Annotated in this window: 10 protein-coding genes; 5 read left to right on the top strand and 5 right to left on the bottom strand. The window is 67.7% G+C overall.

Annotation, left to right across the window (positions count from 1 at the left end):
* Positions 1–4: 4 nt before the first annotated feature.
* The 5 genes from APT59_RS05210 to APT59_RS05230 all read right to left on the bottom strand — a co-directional run bounded on the left by APT59_RS05210 (position 5) and on the right by APT59_RS05230 (position 12,647).
* Complete coding sequence (locus APT59_RS05210; protein WP_059313882.1) at positions 5–3,787, bottom strand: cellulose biosynthesis protein BcsC; 3,783 nt, start codon at positions 3,785–3,787, stop codon at positions 5–7.
* A 3-nt stretch (positions 3,788–3,790) separates the two neighbouring features.
* Positions 3,791–6,019: a cellulose biosynthesis cyclic di-GMP-binding regulatory protein BcsB gene (gene bcsB, locus APT59_RS05215; protein WP_082696289.1), complete on the bottom strand. Its 2,229-nt coding sequence runs from the start codon at positions 6,017–6,019 to the stop codon at positions 3,791–3,793.
* The gene (gene bcsA / locus APT59_RS05220; RefSeq protein ID WP_059313883.1) at positions 6,016–8,214 is read right to left on the bottom strand and encodes a UDP-forming cellulose synthase catalytic subunit; all 2,199 of its coding nucleotides are present in this window, start codon (positions 8,212–8,214) and stop codon (positions 6,016–6,018) included. Before bcsA ends, bcsB begins: the two co-directional genes overlap by 4 nt.
* 2 nt (positions 8,215–8,216) lie before the next feature.
* Positions 8,217–9,272: a cellulose synthase operon protein YhjQ/BcsQ gene (locus tag APT59_RS05225; RefSeq protein ID WP_059313884.1), complete on the bottom strand. Its 1,056-nt coding sequence runs from the start codon at positions 9,270–9,272 to the stop codon at positions 8,217–8,219.
* 357 nt (positions 9,273–9,629) lie between these two features.
* Positions 9,630–12,647, bottom strand: coding sequence for a cellulose biosynthesis protein BcsC (locus tag APT59_RS05230; protein ID WP_059313885.1), 3,018 nt, complete (start codon positions 12,645–12,647; stop codon positions 9,630–9,632).
* 403 nt (positions 12,648–13,050) lie between these two features.
* On the opposite strand from APT59_RS05230, the gene APT59_RS05235 reads away from it, so the two are divergent.
* The 5 genes from APT59_RS05235 to mrdA are packed head-to-tail and all read left to right on the top strand — an operon-like array spanning position 13,051 to position 17,731.
* The gene (locus APT59_RS05235; RefSeq protein ID WP_059313886.1) at positions 13,051–14,316 is read left to right on the top strand and encodes a glutamate-5-semialdehyde dehydrogenase; all 1,266 of its coding nucleotides are present in this window, start codon (positions 13,051–13,053) and stop codon (positions 14,314–14,316) included.
* A complete protein-coding gene (gene nadD, locus APT59_RS05240) occupies positions 14,316–14,978 on the top strand; it encodes a nicotinate-nucleotide adenylyltransferase (protein WP_059313887.1) in 663 nt (220 codons plus the stop codon). The genes APT59_RS05235 and nadD overlap by 1 nt, the downstream gene beginning before the upstream one ends.
* Positions 14,979–14,988: 10 nt before the next feature.
* Positions 14,989–15,339 carry a ribosome silencing factor gene (gene rsfS, locus APT59_RS05245; RefSeq protein ID WP_059313888.1) on the top strand — a complete coding sequence of 117 codons (351 nt, stop codon included), beginning with the start codon at positions 14,989–14,991 and terminating at the stop codon, positions 15,337–15,339.
* A 4-nt stretch (positions 15,340–15,343) separates the two neighbouring features.
* Positions 15,344–15,811, top strand: a complete 468-nt coding sequence (rlmH, locus tag APT59_RS05250) for a 23S rRNA (pseudouridine(1915)-N(3))-methyltransferase RlmH (RefSeq protein ID WP_007159668.1) — start codon at positions 15,344–15,346, stop codon at positions 15,809–15,811.
* Between the two features lie 12 nt (positions 15,812–15,823).
* Complete coding sequence (gene mrdA / locus APT59_RS05255; RefSeq protein WP_059313889.1) at positions 15,824–17,731, top strand: penicillin-binding protein 2; 1,908 nt, start codon at positions 15,824–15,826, stop codon at positions 17,729–17,731.
* Positions 17,732–17,763 lie beyond the last annotated feature (32 nt).

Raw genomic sequence — 17,763 nt, forward strand, 5'->3', positions numbered from 1 at the left:
TGAATCAGTTGTCGTAAGGGGAACGATAGGGACTGACCGGCAGGGCGAGTGCGCGGTCCTGGGGTTCCAGCGCATAGCGCAGATAGACGGCGCCATTGAGCTGTTGGAAATCGCGGCCGTTGTCGACGCCGAGGTTGCCGCCGACGAACAGCTGGCGCCCGAGCTGGTACTCGGTGGCGCCATGAAGGCTGTAGCCGAGACTGGTCTTGCTCTGGCCGCCATAGGCCGCCGGGGCGCCGAGCGCCTGGCTCGCCGCGGCCTGCAGCCGGGCGTCGGTCGGATAGAAATCGGCGCCGTCCTGCACGATGCGCTGCACGCCCACCGCGCCACGTAGCTGCCAGGTCCAGCGGTCGGTGCGCTGCGACCAGGTCAGGGGCACGCCCAGGGCGTAGAAGCGCTGGGGGCTGAAGTAGCCGCCATGGCCATAGGTGAAGAAGGCCTGGTTGTTGTCATAGGCGATGCCCGTGAGGGACAGACCCAGCGTCAGGCGGCTGTCTTCGCTGTTGATCAGATAGCGGTACAGCCCGGCACCCAGTTCGCCGCGGCTGTTGTCGGCGACATGATTGCCCAGCAGCCGGTACCAGGAGGCATAGGCATAGGCACCGAACTGGCTGTCGTCGTAGCCGAGCTGGCCGCGTACGCCATTGGCGGTCACGCCGCCCCATTGCTGGCCGGTACGGGCGTCCTCGCTGCCGGCGAAGGAGGTCAGGCTGTCGATCACCGCGCGGCGCGAGGCCGAGAGGGTATAGCGGCTGTTATCGGTCAGCGGCCGGTCCAGGCTCACCCCACCCACTGGCGTCGAATAGAGAAAGCCCAGGGGCGTGGTGCCGGCGTCGGCCTTGAGGCCGAGCTGCGGATCGCTGTAGGCCACCGCGAGGCCTACGCCGCTGTCGCTCTGGCTGCCCGGCGAGACATCCGGCGCGGCCTGGGTGGCGGCCGGACCGCCCCCGAAGCGACTGCGGGCATCGCGGCCGACGCTACCGGCGTTCAGGCTGACCGGGGTCACCCGCACGGCCAGGCGCACGTCGCCCAGCGGGAAGTCGATCTCCAGTGGCGCTTCCACGTCGGTGAGCTTGCCGAGGCCGCGCTCGTTATCGTTGCTGCGCACGGTCAGGCCCTGGGTGATCCGCGCGCTGCGCGTCTGCAGCAGGTCGTCGAGGGCGCGTTCGGCGGCGCTGTCGCGCGGGGCCTCGGCTACGTCCGCTGGCGGGGCGGTCTTGGCCGCCGCCAGCAACTGGTCGGCGGTCGGCGGAATGGCCTGGCTGGCGAGCGTGGCGCTACCGCGTCGTGGACCGAAGGGATTGGCGGGTGCATCCGCCAGGGGGCGTGCGGTTTCGGCATCCCGGCGCTGCACGGCAACCACCTGACGCAGCAGCTCGGTGGCCCGGCCTTCCCGGCCCAGCTGGCGATAGAGGCGGGCGGCATCGGTCAGTACCGCCACGTCGTCGGCGCCCAGGGCGACAGCGCGATCCAGGGCGCGATCGGCAAAGGCGGTGTCTCGTGCGCGCACGGCGGCATCGGCCGCGCCCAGTTGCAGGCGGGGATTGTCGGGCGCGCGGCGCAGCAGCGGTTCATAGAGCCGTAGCGCCTTGTCGGCGTCGCCATTGGCGAGGTAGAGCCGCGCCAGGGCGGTGTTGACCAGATCGTCGTCCGGGCGCTGGGCAAGGGCCGGCGCCAGGGTGTCGTAGGCGGTCACCAGATCGCCACGCTCGCGCAGCTGGTCGGCCTGACGCACCCGGTAGCGATAGAGCAGGTCTTCATAGCCCTGGCGCTGCGTGGCGCTCAGGCGCTGCCCCTGAAGGTCATGCAGCAGGGCGTTGACCTCGTCGTCGGCGCCACTGCGCAGCAGCACCTCGCCATATTGCAGGCGCAAGGCGGGATCGGGCGTGCGCTCGCGGGCCAGGACATCGCGCAGCAGGCGCAGACCGCGCTCGACGTCGCCTGCTTCGGCATAGGCCGCCGCCAGGCCGCCCAGGGCCGCGGCGCGTTCGCCGGCCTGCGGTTCCAGGGTTGCCAGCTGGCGGCGCGCGGCCTGCTGCTGGCCGCGGCGGGCCAGGTCGCGGGCGGCGCTGACCTTGGCGTCGAAGTCGAGATCGGCGGCCAGGCCGTTCATGGCCGGGCTGCGCTTGGCCGACGGGATGCGATCGAGCAGCTCGCGCGCCGCCGCGGGATCGTTCTGCTCCAGGGCGAACAGGGCGCGTACATAGAGCGCCTCGGGGCGCTGGGGATCCTTGGCCAGGCCGCTGTCCAGGGTCTGGCGGGCGGCCTGGGCCTGGCCCTGACGCAGCTGCAGACGGGCCAGGGCAAGCAAGGTCCAGACATCGTCCGGATCGGCACGCCGGGCGTCTTCCAGGGCGCGCCGGGCGCCCTGGAGATCGCCACGGCCTTCGGCCAGTTTGGCTTCCTGCAGGGCCTGGGTGGCCTTGAGCCGATCCAGGTTGCCGAGCTTGGCGCGCTCGGCTGGCGTCAGGGTGTCGAGCAGGCGCAGGGCCTCGGCGGGACGATCGCTTTCGGCGAGCAGGTCGATCAGGCCCCGACGGGCTTCGAGATTGCGCGGATCCTGCTGCAGGATTCGCCGATAACCGGCCTCGGCGGCATCCAGTTGGCCGGTCTGGGCCTGCAGCCCGGCCAGGGCCAGCGGTGCCTCCGGACGCTTGGCATCCAGCCGCAGCGCCTGCTCCACCCGGGCGTGGGCGGTAGTGAAGTCGTTGGCTTGCTGGGCCTTGCGAGCCTGGGCGAGCAGGGCCCAGTAGCGCACCTCCGCCAAGGGCGCCTGCCAGCGCGCACCGCCCGGTTGGCGGCTGGCGCGGCTCAAGAGATCCTCGGCGTCGCTGAAGCGCTCCTGGCGCTGGCGGACGATACCCAGTCCGCCCAGGGCGTTGGCATCGTTAGGGGCCGTCTTGAGGCGTGCCTGGAAGGCGCTTTCGGCCTCGCCCAGCTCATTGCGGCGCAAGGCTTCGATGCCGCGCGCCAGTTGCGGATCAAGGCCGCCGCTACGGCTCAGGGCACGGCCCTTGTCCAGCTGGGCGCGCAACTCGGCGTCATCCGGATGCTGGCGCAGGTAGGCCTCGAACAGCGGTGTCTCGGCCGGACCGGGCGGACCGCTCCAGACCAGCGCCTGACGCCAGTATTCGGCGGCCTCGCCACCGATGTCCTTGCGCGAACTGAGATCGGCCAGGGCCTGGATGCCGCGACTGCGACTGGCCGGGAAGCGCGCCAGGTGCTTGGCTTGGATCAGCATCAATGCCGGATCCTGGGGCCGCAGCTTGCGCAGGCGTTCGATACCCGGACCGGCTTCCTGCCACCCATTGGGGGTATAGGCGAGGATGTCGTAGTACTCCCGCGCCAGATCGCCCTGGGGCGGCCGACCGGCGAACAGCTGGCGATAGAGCGCCAGTGCCTGTACAGGCTTGTCTTCGCTGACGAGCTGGCGGGCATCCACCAGGCGCTGGGAGTTGTCGCCACTGGCCAGGGCGATGTCCTGTTCCAGTTGCAAGGCCTGCTGGGGCAGGGGTTTGAGCGCCTGCAGGCGACGCAGATAGGCCTGGGCCGCTGGCAGACGCGCAGCCTGTACCTCGATCAGCCCCAGGCCGTACAGCGCCTCGGGCTGCTGCGCATCCAGTTCGAGCAGCTTGTTCCAGGTCTCCTGGGCACGAGGCGCGTTCTTGCGCGCCTGCCAGAAATGCCCCTGCTCGATGAGCAGGTCTTCGGGCGTGCTGGCCGCCAGGGCCAGCGGCGGCGTCAGGAGACCGGTCAGCAGGGTGGCCAGCAGCGGTGCACGGATCATGGTCTAGCGCTCCAGTCGCTGGCGAGCGCGGGCGCGCAACGCCGTGTAGACCAGGCCGGCGAGCAGGGCGACGCCCATGGCGCTCAGCAGCAGCATCAGCAGCGGGTGGCGAGCCAGTTGCCAGCGTGCGTAGAGCAGTGGTCCCAGGCTGCCGACATGATAGGTCTCATCGGCCACAAGGCTCTCCACCTGCTCGCCACGCACCGTGGCCAGGCTGCCCTGCAGTGCCTGGGCATAGTCTTCCCGGGTAGTGAGGGCGCGGCTGATGTCGGCCAGGCCTTCGGGGCGGGCGGCGACCAGGGCCACCACGCTGCGGCCGCTCCTGAGCGGTGACTCGAAACCGGCCACATAGGCGCCGGCGGTGCCACCGCTAGTGCTCAGCGCCGCGCGACTGCGCTGCAGGCTGGCCTCGTTGTCGGAGCTGAACCACTGCCGCACCCGGAACGCCAGGTCCGAGACCTCGAAGCGCTGGGTGTTGCCGGCGAAGCCGGCGGGGAGATGGGTCGCCCAACGTTGCAGCAGTGGCTGGTCGGCGCTGCCGGCGATCAGCAGCAGGTCCTTGTCGGCGAGCCCCTCGACCTCACTGGCGCGGGCCACGGTGACCGCCGTGGCGGGATAGCCGGTGGAACTGCCGAAGCGGCCGAGCACGTTCAGGTAGGTGTCGATTTCCGCCGCGCTGGGGGTGTCGGGCAGGATCACCGCGGTTTCGCTCAGATCGGCCAGGCGGGTGAAGGGAAAGCCGCTGTCCTTGAACACGCCCAGGTTGGGCAGGGCGATGAAGTGCCGATAGCCGGACAGGTCCAGGGTGGAATCCGGTTCCAGGGTGCCGCGCATGTTGTCGATGATGACGTCGCGGCATTCACCCTGTTTGAGATAGTCGTACATGAAGCGGAATTGCAGGCGCGCCTGCAGAGCTTCGCCATCCAGCGGCAACCGCACCTCGGCTTCGCGGGGCAACTCCTCGTCCTTGATCAGACCCAGCAGGCCCTGGCTCAGGTGCTCCTGGGACGGCAGGGGAATGGACTGCACGAAACGGTCGTTGAAGCTCACCAGCAGCGAGGAATTGGTCGCTACCGGCTGAGGGGTGTAGCGGTATCTGAGGTGCAGCGGCAGGCCTTGGTTGCGCCAGAGGAACAGGTCCGGCGGCAGCCTCAACGGCACGGACACGGTACCCGGAGCGTAGCCGGAGACGGCGAGCTCCTTGGGCGTCGCCAGCTCGCCCAGGCGCACCGGACGATCGCTGGGCAGCCAGTTTGGGGCATCGTAGGGCTTGCGCGGCTGCAGCATCTGCAGGGTGTCGATGGTCATGCTCTGGCCGGCGAGGGTCTGATGACCGAGCGCCACGGCGGCGGCCGCGCGTTTGAGTTCGTTGGCATCGCGTCCCGAGATGACCAGCAGCTGGCCCTGGGGATCGAAGGGATTGACCAGGATATCGACCCGCGCCGCCGCCGGTGCCGGCAGGCTCAGGCCCAGGGTCTTGGCGCGTTCCTCGCTGGTGACCAGCACCACGGCATTGCCCTTGGCTGGCAGGGCGGTCTGGCTGCTGGGAAAGCGCGCGCCGCGATAGCTGGCCAGGGCACTGAACCAGGACGACAGGGTACCGGCGGCTTCCAGGGTGCCATTGTCGGCCGCGCCGGCGATGACGAAGGGCAGCTCCAGCTGGCGGGCATCGCGGCGATCGAAGAACGGCTGCGGCAGGCGTGCCAGGTCCGGTGCCAGGTCTAGATGGCTGACCTGGATATCCAAGCGGCTGCCGTTGCTCACCTTGGCCCAGAGACTGGAATGCAGCGGATCTTCGCACTGCATGGTGTAGTGGCCGATCAGCTGGATGCTCAGCCGATTGAATTCGGTGATCAGTCGCGGCGGGATGTCCACCACCCGGGTCTGGGGCGTGCCGGCGGTTTCCTTGGGCAAGGGAATGCTGGCCGCGACCTCGTCGTTGACCAGCACATTGAGCTGGGACAACTCCGGCAACAGCGCCGGGGAATAGGTGTAGTTCAGCGTCACCTTGGCGGCGCTGACGATCTCGTCGGCGCGGACGTCGAAGCTGACCCCGTCGCGGCTGTCGATGCCGCGCAGGTTGAAGGGATAGACCGCGCCGAGCTGCTTGAAGCTGTTGTCGTAGCCGGTGCCGGCCACCGCTACCGGGGCGGCAGTCTGGGCCAGGGCAAGGGTGGGCGCGCCGGCCAGGGCGACAAGCAGGAGCGGGGCGAAGCGGAGCGACACGGTCATGGGCGATCCAGGGGAGCGGTAGAAGGGGGTGTCTTGCGCCAGGAACGGCTGCTCACCCGCCAGAGGTTGCGGTTGAGGTCGGCGACGCCGCGCAGGCCGATCAGACTGACCTCGCGCAGCGAGCCCAGCAGGGAATCCGGGCGGTGATTGCCCCAGGCCTCGGCCCAGAGGTCGGCGCGGGAAAAGGTCATGCGCACCAGCTCGCGCTGCTCGGTGACGCTGAGTTCGGCGAAGCGGGTGCCCACCGCGCCGGCGCGGCTGAAGGCCACGGTGGCGGGAAAGCGTCGGCTGCGGCCATTGCGACTGAGCTCGACCTGGACCGCACAGCCCTCGGGCAGCTGGACACCCTCGGGCAGCTTCAGCCCCAGGCCGCTCTGGGAAAAGTCCAGGGTGCTGCAGTCCAGGCGGCTGCCATCGGCGAGGATGAGTCCGGCCGGCAACGTGGCGGCCACGCGGGGTTCGGCGCGCACCTGACGCGTCTCGCTCGCCACGGCCACCGCGGCACTGGCGATCACCAGGTTGTAGAGGGTCCAGGCCAGGTTGATGGCAACGGTGGTCATTGCCTCGGGATCACCCAGGAACAGCCGGCCAATGCCCACCCCCAGGCCTAGCAGATTGAGCGCCAGCAGCGCGATGTAGGGGCGCGCCAGCTCCCAGTCGAAGTAATCACGGGCGATGATGCCGCCCTTGTCGGTCACGTTGAACTTGCCCAGCCGCGGGTTGATCAGCGCCAGCAGCGTGGGCCGCAGGATGTACCAGGCCAGCACCGTCTCGTAGACCTCGTTCCAGAAGGAATGGCGGAATTCGCCCTGGATCCGCGAGTTGGTCAGGTTCGAGTGCAGTACGTGGGGCAGCACGTAGCAGGTGATCAGCAACGCCGAGGCGTGGAAGATCTGCGCACTGAACAGCAGATAGGCCAGGGGCGCGGTGAGGAACACCAGGCGTGGCAGGCCGTAGAAGAAGTGCAGCATGGCGTTGAGGTAGCAGAGCCGCTGCCCGAGGGCGAGGCCCTTGCCGAGCAGCGGATTGTCCGTACGAAAGATCTGCGCCATGCCGCGGGCCCAGCGGATGCGCTGGGCGATGTGCCGCGACAGACTCTCGGTAGCGAGACCGGCGGCCTGGGGAATGCCCAGGTAGGCCGTGTTGTAGCCCAGGCGATTGAGTTTCAGCGCGGTGTGAGCGTCCTCGGTCACCGTCTCGGTGGCCACCCCGCCGACCTCCTCGAGCATCGAGCGGCGAATCACCGCGCAGGAGCCGCAGAAGAAGGTGGCGTTCCACAGGTCGTTGCCGTCCTGCACCAGGCCGTAGAACAGTTCGCCTTCGTTGGGCACGGTGCGAAAGGTCTTGAGGTTCTTCTCGAAGGGGTCGGGGGAAAAGAAGAAGTGCGGCGTCTGCAGCATGGCCAGCTTGGGGTCCCTGAGGAACCAGCCCAGGCAGACCTGCAGGAAGGAGCGCGTCGGTACGTGATCGGCATCGAAGATGGCGACGTACTCGCCATCGGTCACCTTGAGCGCTTCGTTGAGGTTGCCGGCCTTGGCGTGCTCGTTGTTTTCCCGCACCAGATAGGAGACTCCCGCCGTGGCGCAGAAGAGGCGAAAGTCCTCGCGCCGGCCGTCGTCGAGCACGTGGACCCTGAGCTTGTCGCGCGGCCAGTCGATGGCCTGGGCAGCCAGGATCGACAGCTTCACGATGCTCAGGGCTTCGTTGTAGGTGGGGATGAAGACGTCCACGGTTGGCCAGGTGAGCGGATCCTCCGGCAGCGGGACCGGCGTGCGGCGCAGCGGCCAGATGGTTTGCAGATAGCCGAACACCAGCACGGCCAGGGCATAGAGTTCGGCAGCCACCAGGCCATAGCCGAGCAGCATCTCCAGCGGCGTCTCGAAACCGAGGGTGCTGGTCAGGCGCCAGTAGAGGTAGCGCAATGAGGCCAGCAGCGACAGCGTGACCAGCATGATCACCGGCAATCGTCCGGGGAGGCGGCGCAGCAATAGCGCCGCGAGGAAGCAGCCGCCAGCGAACAGCGCCTGCTCTTCCAGGGCCAGGGGCACACTCACCAGCAGGGCGCCCAGCAGCGCCGCCGTGATCCAGGCGATCAGCTGCAGCCAGAGCGGCGCCGAGAACGTCGAGTGGGTTGCCGACGCGCGGCGCTGCCGTTGGCGCTGGCGAACCTGTTCCAGGTGGTCGAGAAAGCTCATGCCTAGGAACGCGCGTAGTGCTGGACGGCCAGGCGGATGTCGCCGAGCAGTTCGTGGCCCAGCCCAGCGAGACAGCTCGACCAGGCGTCCTTGACCGTTGCCAGGCCCTGACCCAGGGCCAGGGCCTGCTCCAGGTCAGGGCTCTCGGGCAGCACGCCCAGCAGCCGCTCACCCCAGGACTGGGCGACGATGGCGGCGATGTCCTGGCTCAACGGGCGCGCGGGATCGACCCGGTTGAGCAGGTGCAGCGGACTCGCCTGGCCAGCACCGTGCTGCCATTGCCGTTCGAGCCGGGGCAGGCTGGCATAGCCGGCGGCATCCGCAGTCGTCACCCCCAGTACCTGGGTAGCCAGGGCCAGCGCCTGACGACTCAGGGGGGTGGCGCCCGTGGGGCAGTCGAGGATCACCAGGGTATCGGCGGAGACGCTCAGCGCCTGCAGGCGCCGCGCCAGCCACAGGGGATCGCTCGCCAGGGTCCGTTCCAGCGCGCGCAGCTCGATGTCATCGGGGGCGCCGAAGGGGACCAGCCGCAGCCGTTCATCCACCGCCAGGCACAGCGACAGCGGCGCGCCGACCGAGCCCGTGGTGGAGGAGGCTTCCGGCAGCAGCAGCGACGACAGCACGTTCTGGGTGTCCAGCTCCACCAGCAGCACCTGCTGGCCGTCGCGACTCAGCGCCTGGGCCAGGCCTGCGGCGATGACCGTCTTGCCAGTTCCGCCCCGCGCCGACATCAGCGCCAGGACTGGACCGGCCAGCGGTGGCGGCGTCCGGCTCAGGGCCTGGTCCAGCGCAGCGACCGCCTGGCTGGCCTGGCGGCTGCTGTGCAGTTGCGCCAATTCCTGCGCCAGCGGAGGCAGCGTGCTGGGTTCGGCTTCTACCAGGGGCGCTGGAGCCGCAAGGGTCTCCTCGACCGGCGTACTTGGTTCCGGCTGTCGCGCTGGGGCTACCGGCGACGTCTCGGCGTGATGCTCGATGTCCGGCGCCTCGAATTCGTGGTAACGCTGCGGATCTCCACCGAAGGAGCGGAACAGATTGGCGACATCCAGAGAGCGGCCCATGGCGAATCCCGTTGGGTCGAAAGAAAGGTTTCAGGTTGTTGGCGTCAATTTAATGGCTAAAGGCCACTAGGCGACAAATTTTGTGAATACTGTCACGGGCACTCCGTGACGTACCAACAAAATTTTCTTGTTCGGATACTGCAACGGGACGACCGGATCAGCGACCGATGCGGTGGTCGTGTTGCGCTCATGTTTGGATGAGGCGCAGAGGTCGTCAACGGCAGGCGGCAAGGCATGCGGACGAAAGGTTGCCGCTGGGGACGGGGCGGTCGAAGTGGCGACGAGCGTGAGGATGAACGGTCGTTTGCAGAGGGTTCGATCAGCTAGAAAAAGGCCCGCATGCGCGGGCCTTTTTCCTCATTCCTCGTTACGTGACCGGTAGGGCTGCGGACGCGAGAGTTGCGGCCGGCCCTCCTGTTCCTCGAAGAAGTAGCGCAGATAGAGGTTGCCGTTGACGTCGCGCTCGTCCTGGGCGTTGTCCAGGCCCAGGCGACCGCCCAGAGCGAACTGCCCGCTAAGGCGGTATTCGCCATTGGCCGAAAGGCTGTAGGCCACGCCGGTCTTGCTCTTGCTGCCATACTGGCCTTCGCCAGCGGCTTCAGCGGCAGCCTGCAGGGCGGCGTCGTCGGGATAGCGATCCGCAGCGTCCTGGCGGATGGTCTGCACGCCCAGCATGCCCTGCACCTGGTAGGCCCAGAGGTCGCCGCGCTGCGCCCAGACCAGGGGCACGCCGATGGCGAAGTAGCGCTGCGGGCTGAAGTAGCCGCCATGGCCGTAGGTCAGGTGGTTCTGGTTGTTGTCGTAGCCGATCGCCGTGGCGGAGAGGCCGACGGTGAAGAGGCTGTCCGGTCCGTTGCGCAGGTAGTAGTAGACGCCCGTGCCGATCTCGAAGCGGTCGTTGTTCTTGACGTCATGGCCGGTCAGGCGATGGGCCGCGCCGTAGATGTAGGAACCGTAGCGCCCGTCATCGTAGCGCAGGCGGGCCAGGCCGCCATTGGCGGTGACGCCACCCCATTCCTGGCCGGTGCGCGGATCGCGGATGCCGCCGTAGGAGGCCAGGGAGTCGGTCACCGAGCGACGCGACACGCTCAGGGCATAGAGCAGGTTCTCGCTCAGGCTGCTCAGCGGCCGCTCCAGGGTCGCGCCACCCACGACGGTGCTGTATCTCAGACCCACCGGCGAGACGCCGATGTCGCCCTTGAGGCCGCGCCCGGCATCTTCCACGGCAATGGACGCCGCCACGCCGTTTTCCTTCTGGCTGCCGTCACTGCTGCTGTCGTTGATCCGCGTCGGGGTGACGCGTACCGCCATGCGCTGGTCGCCGGCTGGAAAAGAGATCTCCAGGGGGGCGCTGACGGTGGTCTGGCGCGAGCTGCCACTGGGGTCGTAGCTGCGCACGTTCAAGCCTTGGGTGATGCGGATACTGCGCTCACGCTGCAGCTGGCCAAGGATCTGCTCGGTGGCCAGGCTGCTCGACAGGCTGCTGGTGGGCACCACGGACAGGTCGTTGAAGGGGTTGTTGGCGGCCTTCTGCGCCTGTAGCGGATCGCTCCAGGCGTAGTCGGCACTGCCACCGCTGCCGCCCACGGCGGCAGGAACGGCCGCCAGGGCGTCATCGCTGCGACTCTGGCCGGGCAGGGTGGCGAAGGGGTTGTCGCTGGCACCGGCGGCGCGGGCGGCGGATTCGCGATCCTTGCGTTCCACCTGGACCACCTGTTCCAGCAGGCTGGTGGCGGTACCGGCCATGCCGATGTCGCGATAGAGCAGGGCTGCGCGGCGTAGCACCTGGGGATCGCTCTGGCCCAGCTTGACCGCCTGGTCCAGATATTGGCGCGCGGTGACGCTGTCCTGGGACTTGGCGGCAATCTCGGCCGCGCCCAGATAGAGTTCGGCGTCCTTGGGCTGGTCGCTGAGCACGTCGCGATAGAGCTGGCGGGCCTTCTGGGTGTCGCCACTGGCCAGGTACATGCGCGCCAGGGCAGCCTGGGCGGCCTTGTCGTCGGGACGGGCCTTGAGCGCCGGCGCCAGGGTGTCGTAGGCCGCGGCCAGCTTGCCCTGATCGGTGAGGCGGTCGGCCTGGCGAATGCGATAGCGCGCGAGGAGGTCGTCGTACTGCTGCTTCTCGCCGCTGTCGAGCACCACGCCTTGCAGGTCGCGCAGGACATTGCCCACGGTCTGGTCCTGATTCATCTGCAACTGGATGCTGGCGTAGTGCAGCTGCATGCCAGGCGCCGGCCGGGTATCGCCGGAGATCAGCGGCTTGAGCAATTCCAGGCCGTGCTCGGGATCGCCCGCGGTAGCAAAGGCCTCGGCCAGATCGCCGATCAGATCCGGGTTGCGCCCGGCGCGGGTCTCCAGGCGCTGCATCAGGCTGCGCGCTTCTTCGCGGCGTCCCTGCTTGGCGAGGGCCACGGTTTCGGCCAGTTGTTCGTTGAAGGTGATGCGCGCGGCCAGGGCGTTCATGTCCGGGGAACGCTGCGCCTGGGGGATGCGCATCAGGGTCTGCATGGCGCGCGGGTATTCGCCCAGTTCGTTGGACAGCAGGGCGCTGGCATAGAGCACCTCGGGACGCTGGGCGCCATCCTTGACCAGGCTGTCGACCAGGTCGCGGGCGGCGCGCGGCCGACCCTGGCGGACCTCCAGGCGGGCCTGGGCCAGGCGCAGCCAGGGATCCTCCGGAGCCTCCTTGCGGGCCTGTTCGAGCAGCCGCGAGGCGCCCTGCAGATCACCCCGCGCCTCGGCGGCTTCGGCTTCCTGCATGGCCTGGCCGGCGCGCAGGCGATCCAGGCCCTTGATCGGGCTCTTGGCGCTCGGCTGCAGACTCTTGGTCAGTTGCAGGGCTTCTTCGGTACGGCCCAGCTCGTTGAGTGCGGCGATGCGCCCGTAGTAGGCGTCGACGTTGGCCGGCTCACGCATCAGCACCTGGCGGTAGGTGGCCTCGGCCAGCTCCCATTGGCGCTTCTGGCTCTGGATGCCGGCCAGGAACAGTTGCGCCTCGACGGCTTCGGGGCGCAGGCGAATGGCTTCGACGCTGAGATCCCGTGCCTGATCCAGCTCGCGCTTGTTCTCGGCCGCGTGGGCACGTTCCAGCAGATGGTGATAGCGCGCCTCGTCCAGCGCCGGCTGCCAGGTCTTGCCGCCTTTCTGCACGGCCTGGGTCAGCAACTGCTCGGCATCGGTATAGCGCTGCTGCGCCAGACGGGCACTGCCCAGCTTACCGAGGGCATCCGGATCCTGAGGCGTCTTCTTGAGCTGGGCTTCCAGCGCCTGGACGACAGCCGCGGTCGGTGCGGCATCGGCAGTGGCGGCCCAGGTCGCATCGGCATGGATCAACAGGGCGAGCAGGCCGAGGGGCAAGGTAAGGTGCTTGGGCATGGTTCTTTCCGTGAAGGCTGGTAGGCATCGCTGCAGCACCCAGTCGCGGCTGGCGCAGAGCTGGAACGGATTCGGCTATCGGGTTCTGTACGAAAAGGGCTGCGCTCGGTGATGCTTGGTCGAAAAACGCCTCGGAATGCTCATTTACCACGCGTAAATTTCGCTTCCTCGGCGCTTTTCCCTTCGCCTGACCATCGCTCGACGACTTTTCGTCCAGAACCTAGGGAATAGCTGAACGCAAGCTGAACGGCAAATATAGCGGCGGATGATTCCCGACAGGCCGTGGCGAGTCAACCAAATCGAGCAACCGGATGCCATCGCCAGGCCCCTCGGCGCTGGCCGCGCCAGGCCTGGCGACGCTATACTCTGCGGCTTTCCTACCGTCTTTCGCAGGCCGCCGACCATGACCGAGTCCGTCTCCGCCTACATGACCCGTCTTGGCCAGGCTGCCCGTGCCGCGTCGCGGGTCGCCGCCCGGGCGAGCACCGCCCAGAAGAATCGCGCGCTGCTCGCTGCTGCTGCGGCCCTCGACGCTTGCCGCGCCGAGTTGACCGCTGCCAACGAGCAGGATCTGAGCGCGGCACGGGCCAACGGCCTGGAGCCGGCCATGCTGGATCGTCTGGCACTCACGCCCCAGCGCATCGACGACATGATCGAAGGCCTGCGTCAGGTCGCGACCCTGCCCGATCCCATTGGCGAAATCCGCGACATGAGATACGTGCCCTCGGGCATCCAGCTAGGCAAGATGCGCGTGCCGCTGGGTGTCATCGGCATCATCTACGAGTCGCGGCCCAACGTGACCATCGACGCGGCCAGCCTCTGCCTCAAGTCCGGCAACGCCACCATCCTGCGTGGTGGTTCCGAGGCCATTCATTCCAACCAGGCCATCGCTGCCTGCATCCAGGCCGGTCTGGCCGAGGCCGATCTCCCTGCGGAGCTGGTCCAAGTGGTGGAAACCACCGACCGCGCCGCCGTAGGCGCGCTGATCACCATGCCCGAGTATGTGGACGTCATCGTGCCGCGCGGTGGCAAAAGCCTGATCGAGCGGATCAGTCGCGATGCCCGGGTGCCAGTGATCAAGCATCTGGATGGCATCTGCCATGTCTACATCGATCGCGCCGCCGATCTGGACAAGGCCATCCGCATCGCCGACAACGCCAAGACCCAGCGCTATGCCCCCTGCAACACCATGGAGACGCTGCTGGTTCATGCCGCCATCGCCGAGCAGGTGCTGCCCCCCCTGGCCGCCATCTACCGCGACAAGCATGTGGAGCTGCGCGGTTGCGAGCGGACCCGCGCGCTGCTCGGCACCGAGGTGCTGGCCGCGAGCGAAGAAGACTGGCGTACCGAATACAACGCGCCGATTCTGTCCATCCGGGTGGTGGACGGCCTCGACGCGGCCATCGAGCACATCAATGCCTATGGCTCGCAGCACACCGATGCCATCGTGACCGAAAACTTCAGCGACGCGCGGCGTTTCCTTACCGAGGTCGATTCGGCGTCGGTGATGGTCAATGCGTCTACCCGCTTCGCCGACGGCTTCGAATACGGCCTGGGCGCCGAGATCGGCATCTCCACCGACAAGCTGCACGCCCGCGGGCCGGTGGGCCTGGAAGGGCTGACCAGCGAGAAGTACGTGGTCTTCGGCGATGGCCACGTCCGTAGCTGATGAGCAGTCTGCCCACACGCATCGGCCTGTTCGGCGGTACCTTCGACCCCGTGCACATCGGCCATCTGCGCGCTGCGCTGGAGGTGGCCGAGGCCCTGGCGCTGGACGAGCTGCGGGTGATTCCCAGCGCTCGGCCGCCCCATCGCGAGGCACCCAGCGTCTCCGCCGAGGATCGCCTGGCGATGGTGCGACTGGCGGTGGCCGACGTCGCGACCCTGGTGGTCGATGACCGGGAACTGCGCCGAACGCGCCACTCCTATACCATAGAGACCCTGGAAAGCCTGCGCGCCGAACTCGGCGATGAAGTGCAGCTGTTACTGATGCTGGGTTGGGACGCCTTTTGTGGCCTGCCAGGCTGGCATCGCTGGCGCGAGTTGCTGGAGCTGTGCCACATCCTGGTCCTGCAACGGCCCGACGCCGACAGCGAGCCCTGTCAGGAATTGCGCGATTTCCTGGCGGCGCGCAGTCAGCCCGATCCCCAGGCCCTGAAAGGGCCGGGCGGGCAGATCACCTTTATCTGGCAGAACCCGCTCGCGGTGTCCGCCACCCAGATTCGCGGCCTCTTGGCCACCGGGAAGTCGATCCGCTTCCTGGTGCCCGATGCCGTGCTTGACTACATCCGGACGCACGGTCTCTATCCGGCGTCCTCCGAACCGAGGTAAGAGCTACACCATGCAAAGCGAACAACTCGTCCAGGTGGCCATCGCCGCCCTGGAAGACATGAAGGCCCAGGACATCGTTTCCCTGGACGTGCGCGAAAAGACCAGCGTGACCGACATCATGGTCATCGCCAGCGGCACCTCCAGCCGCCACGTGAAGTCGCTGGCCGACAACGTGCTGGAAAAGGTCAAGCAGCAGGGCGTGCGCCCGCTGGGCAGCGAAGGCCTGGAAGGCGGCGAATGGGCGCTGCTGGACCTGGGTGACGTGGTCGTCCACGTGATGCTGCCGACCACCCGCGAGTTCTATGACCTCGAGCGCCTCTGGCGCGGGGCCGAGCAGAGCCGCGCCGCTCACGGCGAATAAGCCGGTGCGCCTGCGTCTCATCGCCGTCGGCTCGCGCATGCCGCGCTGGGTCGAGGAGGGCTGGCACGAGTACGTCAAGCGTCTGCCACCGGAACTGCCGCTGGAGCTCGTCGAGATCCCGCTGCAGACCCGTGGCAAGAACGCCGACGTCGCCCGGCTGATCCGCCAGGAGGGTGAGGCCATGCTGGCCAAGGTGCAGCCGGGCGAGCGCGTGGTGACCCTGGAGGTCACCGGCAAGCCCTGGAGCACCGAGCAACTGGCTGAAACACTCCAGCAGTGGCGCCTGGAAGCCCGCACCGTCAATCTCATGGTTGGCGGCCCCGAGGGCCTCGCCCCCGAGGTGCAGGCGCGCAGTGAGCAGCGCTGGTCGCTCTCGCCGCTGACCCTGCCGCATCCGCTGGTGCGCATCCTCGTCGGTGAACAGCTCTACCGTGCCTGGACCGTACTGGCCGGCCATCCGTATCACAAGTAGTCCGTACCTGCGATGTCGCAACCCATACGCCTCAAGGACCACGAGAAAGACGCCCAGCTCGTCCGCGCCCGCGTGATGGTCGGGGCGGCACTCTTTCTCGTGCTCGCCTGCGTACTGGTGGCGCGCATGTACTACCTGCAGGTCATCCAGTACCAGTACCACTCGACCCTCTCGGAAAACAACCGGGTCCACGTTCAGCCGATTCCGCCTACCCGCGGGCTGATCTACGACCGCAACGGCATCATCGTCGCCGACAACCGCCCCAGCTTCAGCCTGACCATCACCCGTGAGCGGGCTGACAACTGGCGGGAGACCCTCGATACCCTGGTTCAGGTCCTGGGCCTGACCGAGGAAGATCGCGAGCTGTTCGAGAAGCGCATGAAACAGGGCCGGCGGCCCTTCGAACCGGTGCCGGTGCTATTCGAGCTGACCGAGGAGCAGATCGCCAAGATCGCCGTCAACCAGTTCCGTCTACCCGGGGTCGAGGTGACGGCGCAGCTGGTGCGCCACTATCCCATGGGCGAGCACTTCGCTCATTCCGTGGGCTACGTCGGCCGGATCAACGAGCAGGAGCTCAAGCGCCTGGATCCGGTCAACTACAGCGGCACCCATCATATCGGCAAGACCGGCGTGGAGCGCTTCTACGAACCCGAGCTGCATGGCGAGGTGGGTTACGAGGAAGTGGAAACCAACGCCCGCGGCCGGGTGTTGCGGGTGCTCAATCGCACCGACCCCAAGCCGGGCAAGGACATCGTCCTGACCATCGATTCCCGCCTGCAGGCCGCCGCCGAAGCCGCCCTGGGCGGGCGCCGCGGTGCCATCGTCGCCATCCAGCCCAAGACCGGCGAGGTGCTGGCCATGGTCAGCCAGCCGAGCTACGACCCCAACCCCTTCGTTACCGGGATCAGCTTCAAGGAATATTCCGAGCTGCGCGATTCCATCGATCGCCCGCTCTACAACCGCGTGCTGCGCGGGCTCTACCCGCCGGGCTCGACCATCAAGCCGGCGGTGGCCATCGCCGGTCTCGACAGCGGCGCCACCACGCCCCAGGCGCGGATTTTCGATCCGGGCTACTACGAGCTGCCCAACTACGATCACAAGTACCGCAACTGGAACCACGGCGGCGAAGGCTACGTGGATCTGGACATGGCCCTGATGAGATCCAACGACACCTATTTCTACGATCTGGCCCACAAGATCGGCATCGACCGGCTCGCCGAGTACATGGGCAAGTTCGGGCTCGGGCAGAAGGTCGCCCTGGACATGTTCGAGGAGTCCCCGGGGCTGATGCCTTCGCGCCAGTGGAAGCGCGCTACCCGTCGGCAGGCCTGGTTCCCGGGTGAGACGCTGATCCTCGGTATCGGCCAGGGCTACATGCAGACCACGCCGCTGCAGCTGGCCCAGGTCACCACCCTGATCGCCAACCACGGCAAGTGGATCCGTCCGCACCTGGCCAGAACCCTGGACGGCCAGCCGCCGGTGGACACCAATCCCATGCCCGATATCCAGCTCAAGGACGATAGCTACTGGGATCGCGCAGTCCACGGCATGGAGATGGTGGTGCAGAATCCCCGCGGCACCGCGCACAAGATCAATGTCGGTGCCCAATACCGCATCGCCGGCAAGAGTGGTACCGCCCAGGTGGTCGCCATTCGCCAGAACGAGAGGTACAACTCGGCGGCGCTCAAGGAGCGGCACCGTGACCACGCCCTGTTCGTGGCCTTCGCCCCGGCGGACAATCCGCAGATCGCCGTGGCGGTGATGGTCGAGAACGGCGAGTCGGGCAGTGGCGTGGCCGCCCCGGTGGTGCGCCAGGTCCTCGACGCCTGGCTGCTCGATGACCAGGGCCATCTCAAGGCGGAATACGCCAAGCCCAGTACCGCTGCGGCCACTGCCGCCGCGACCAAGGTGCAGCCATGAGTCTTGCCCCCAACTTCGATCGCACCATCCCC

The sequence above is a fragment of the Pseudomonas oryzihabitans genome, assembly GCF_001518815.1.
Taxonomy (GTDB): domain Bacteria; phylum Pseudomonadota; class Gammaproteobacteria; order Pseudomonadales; family Pseudomonadaceae; genus Chryseomonas; species Chryseomonas oryzihabitans_E.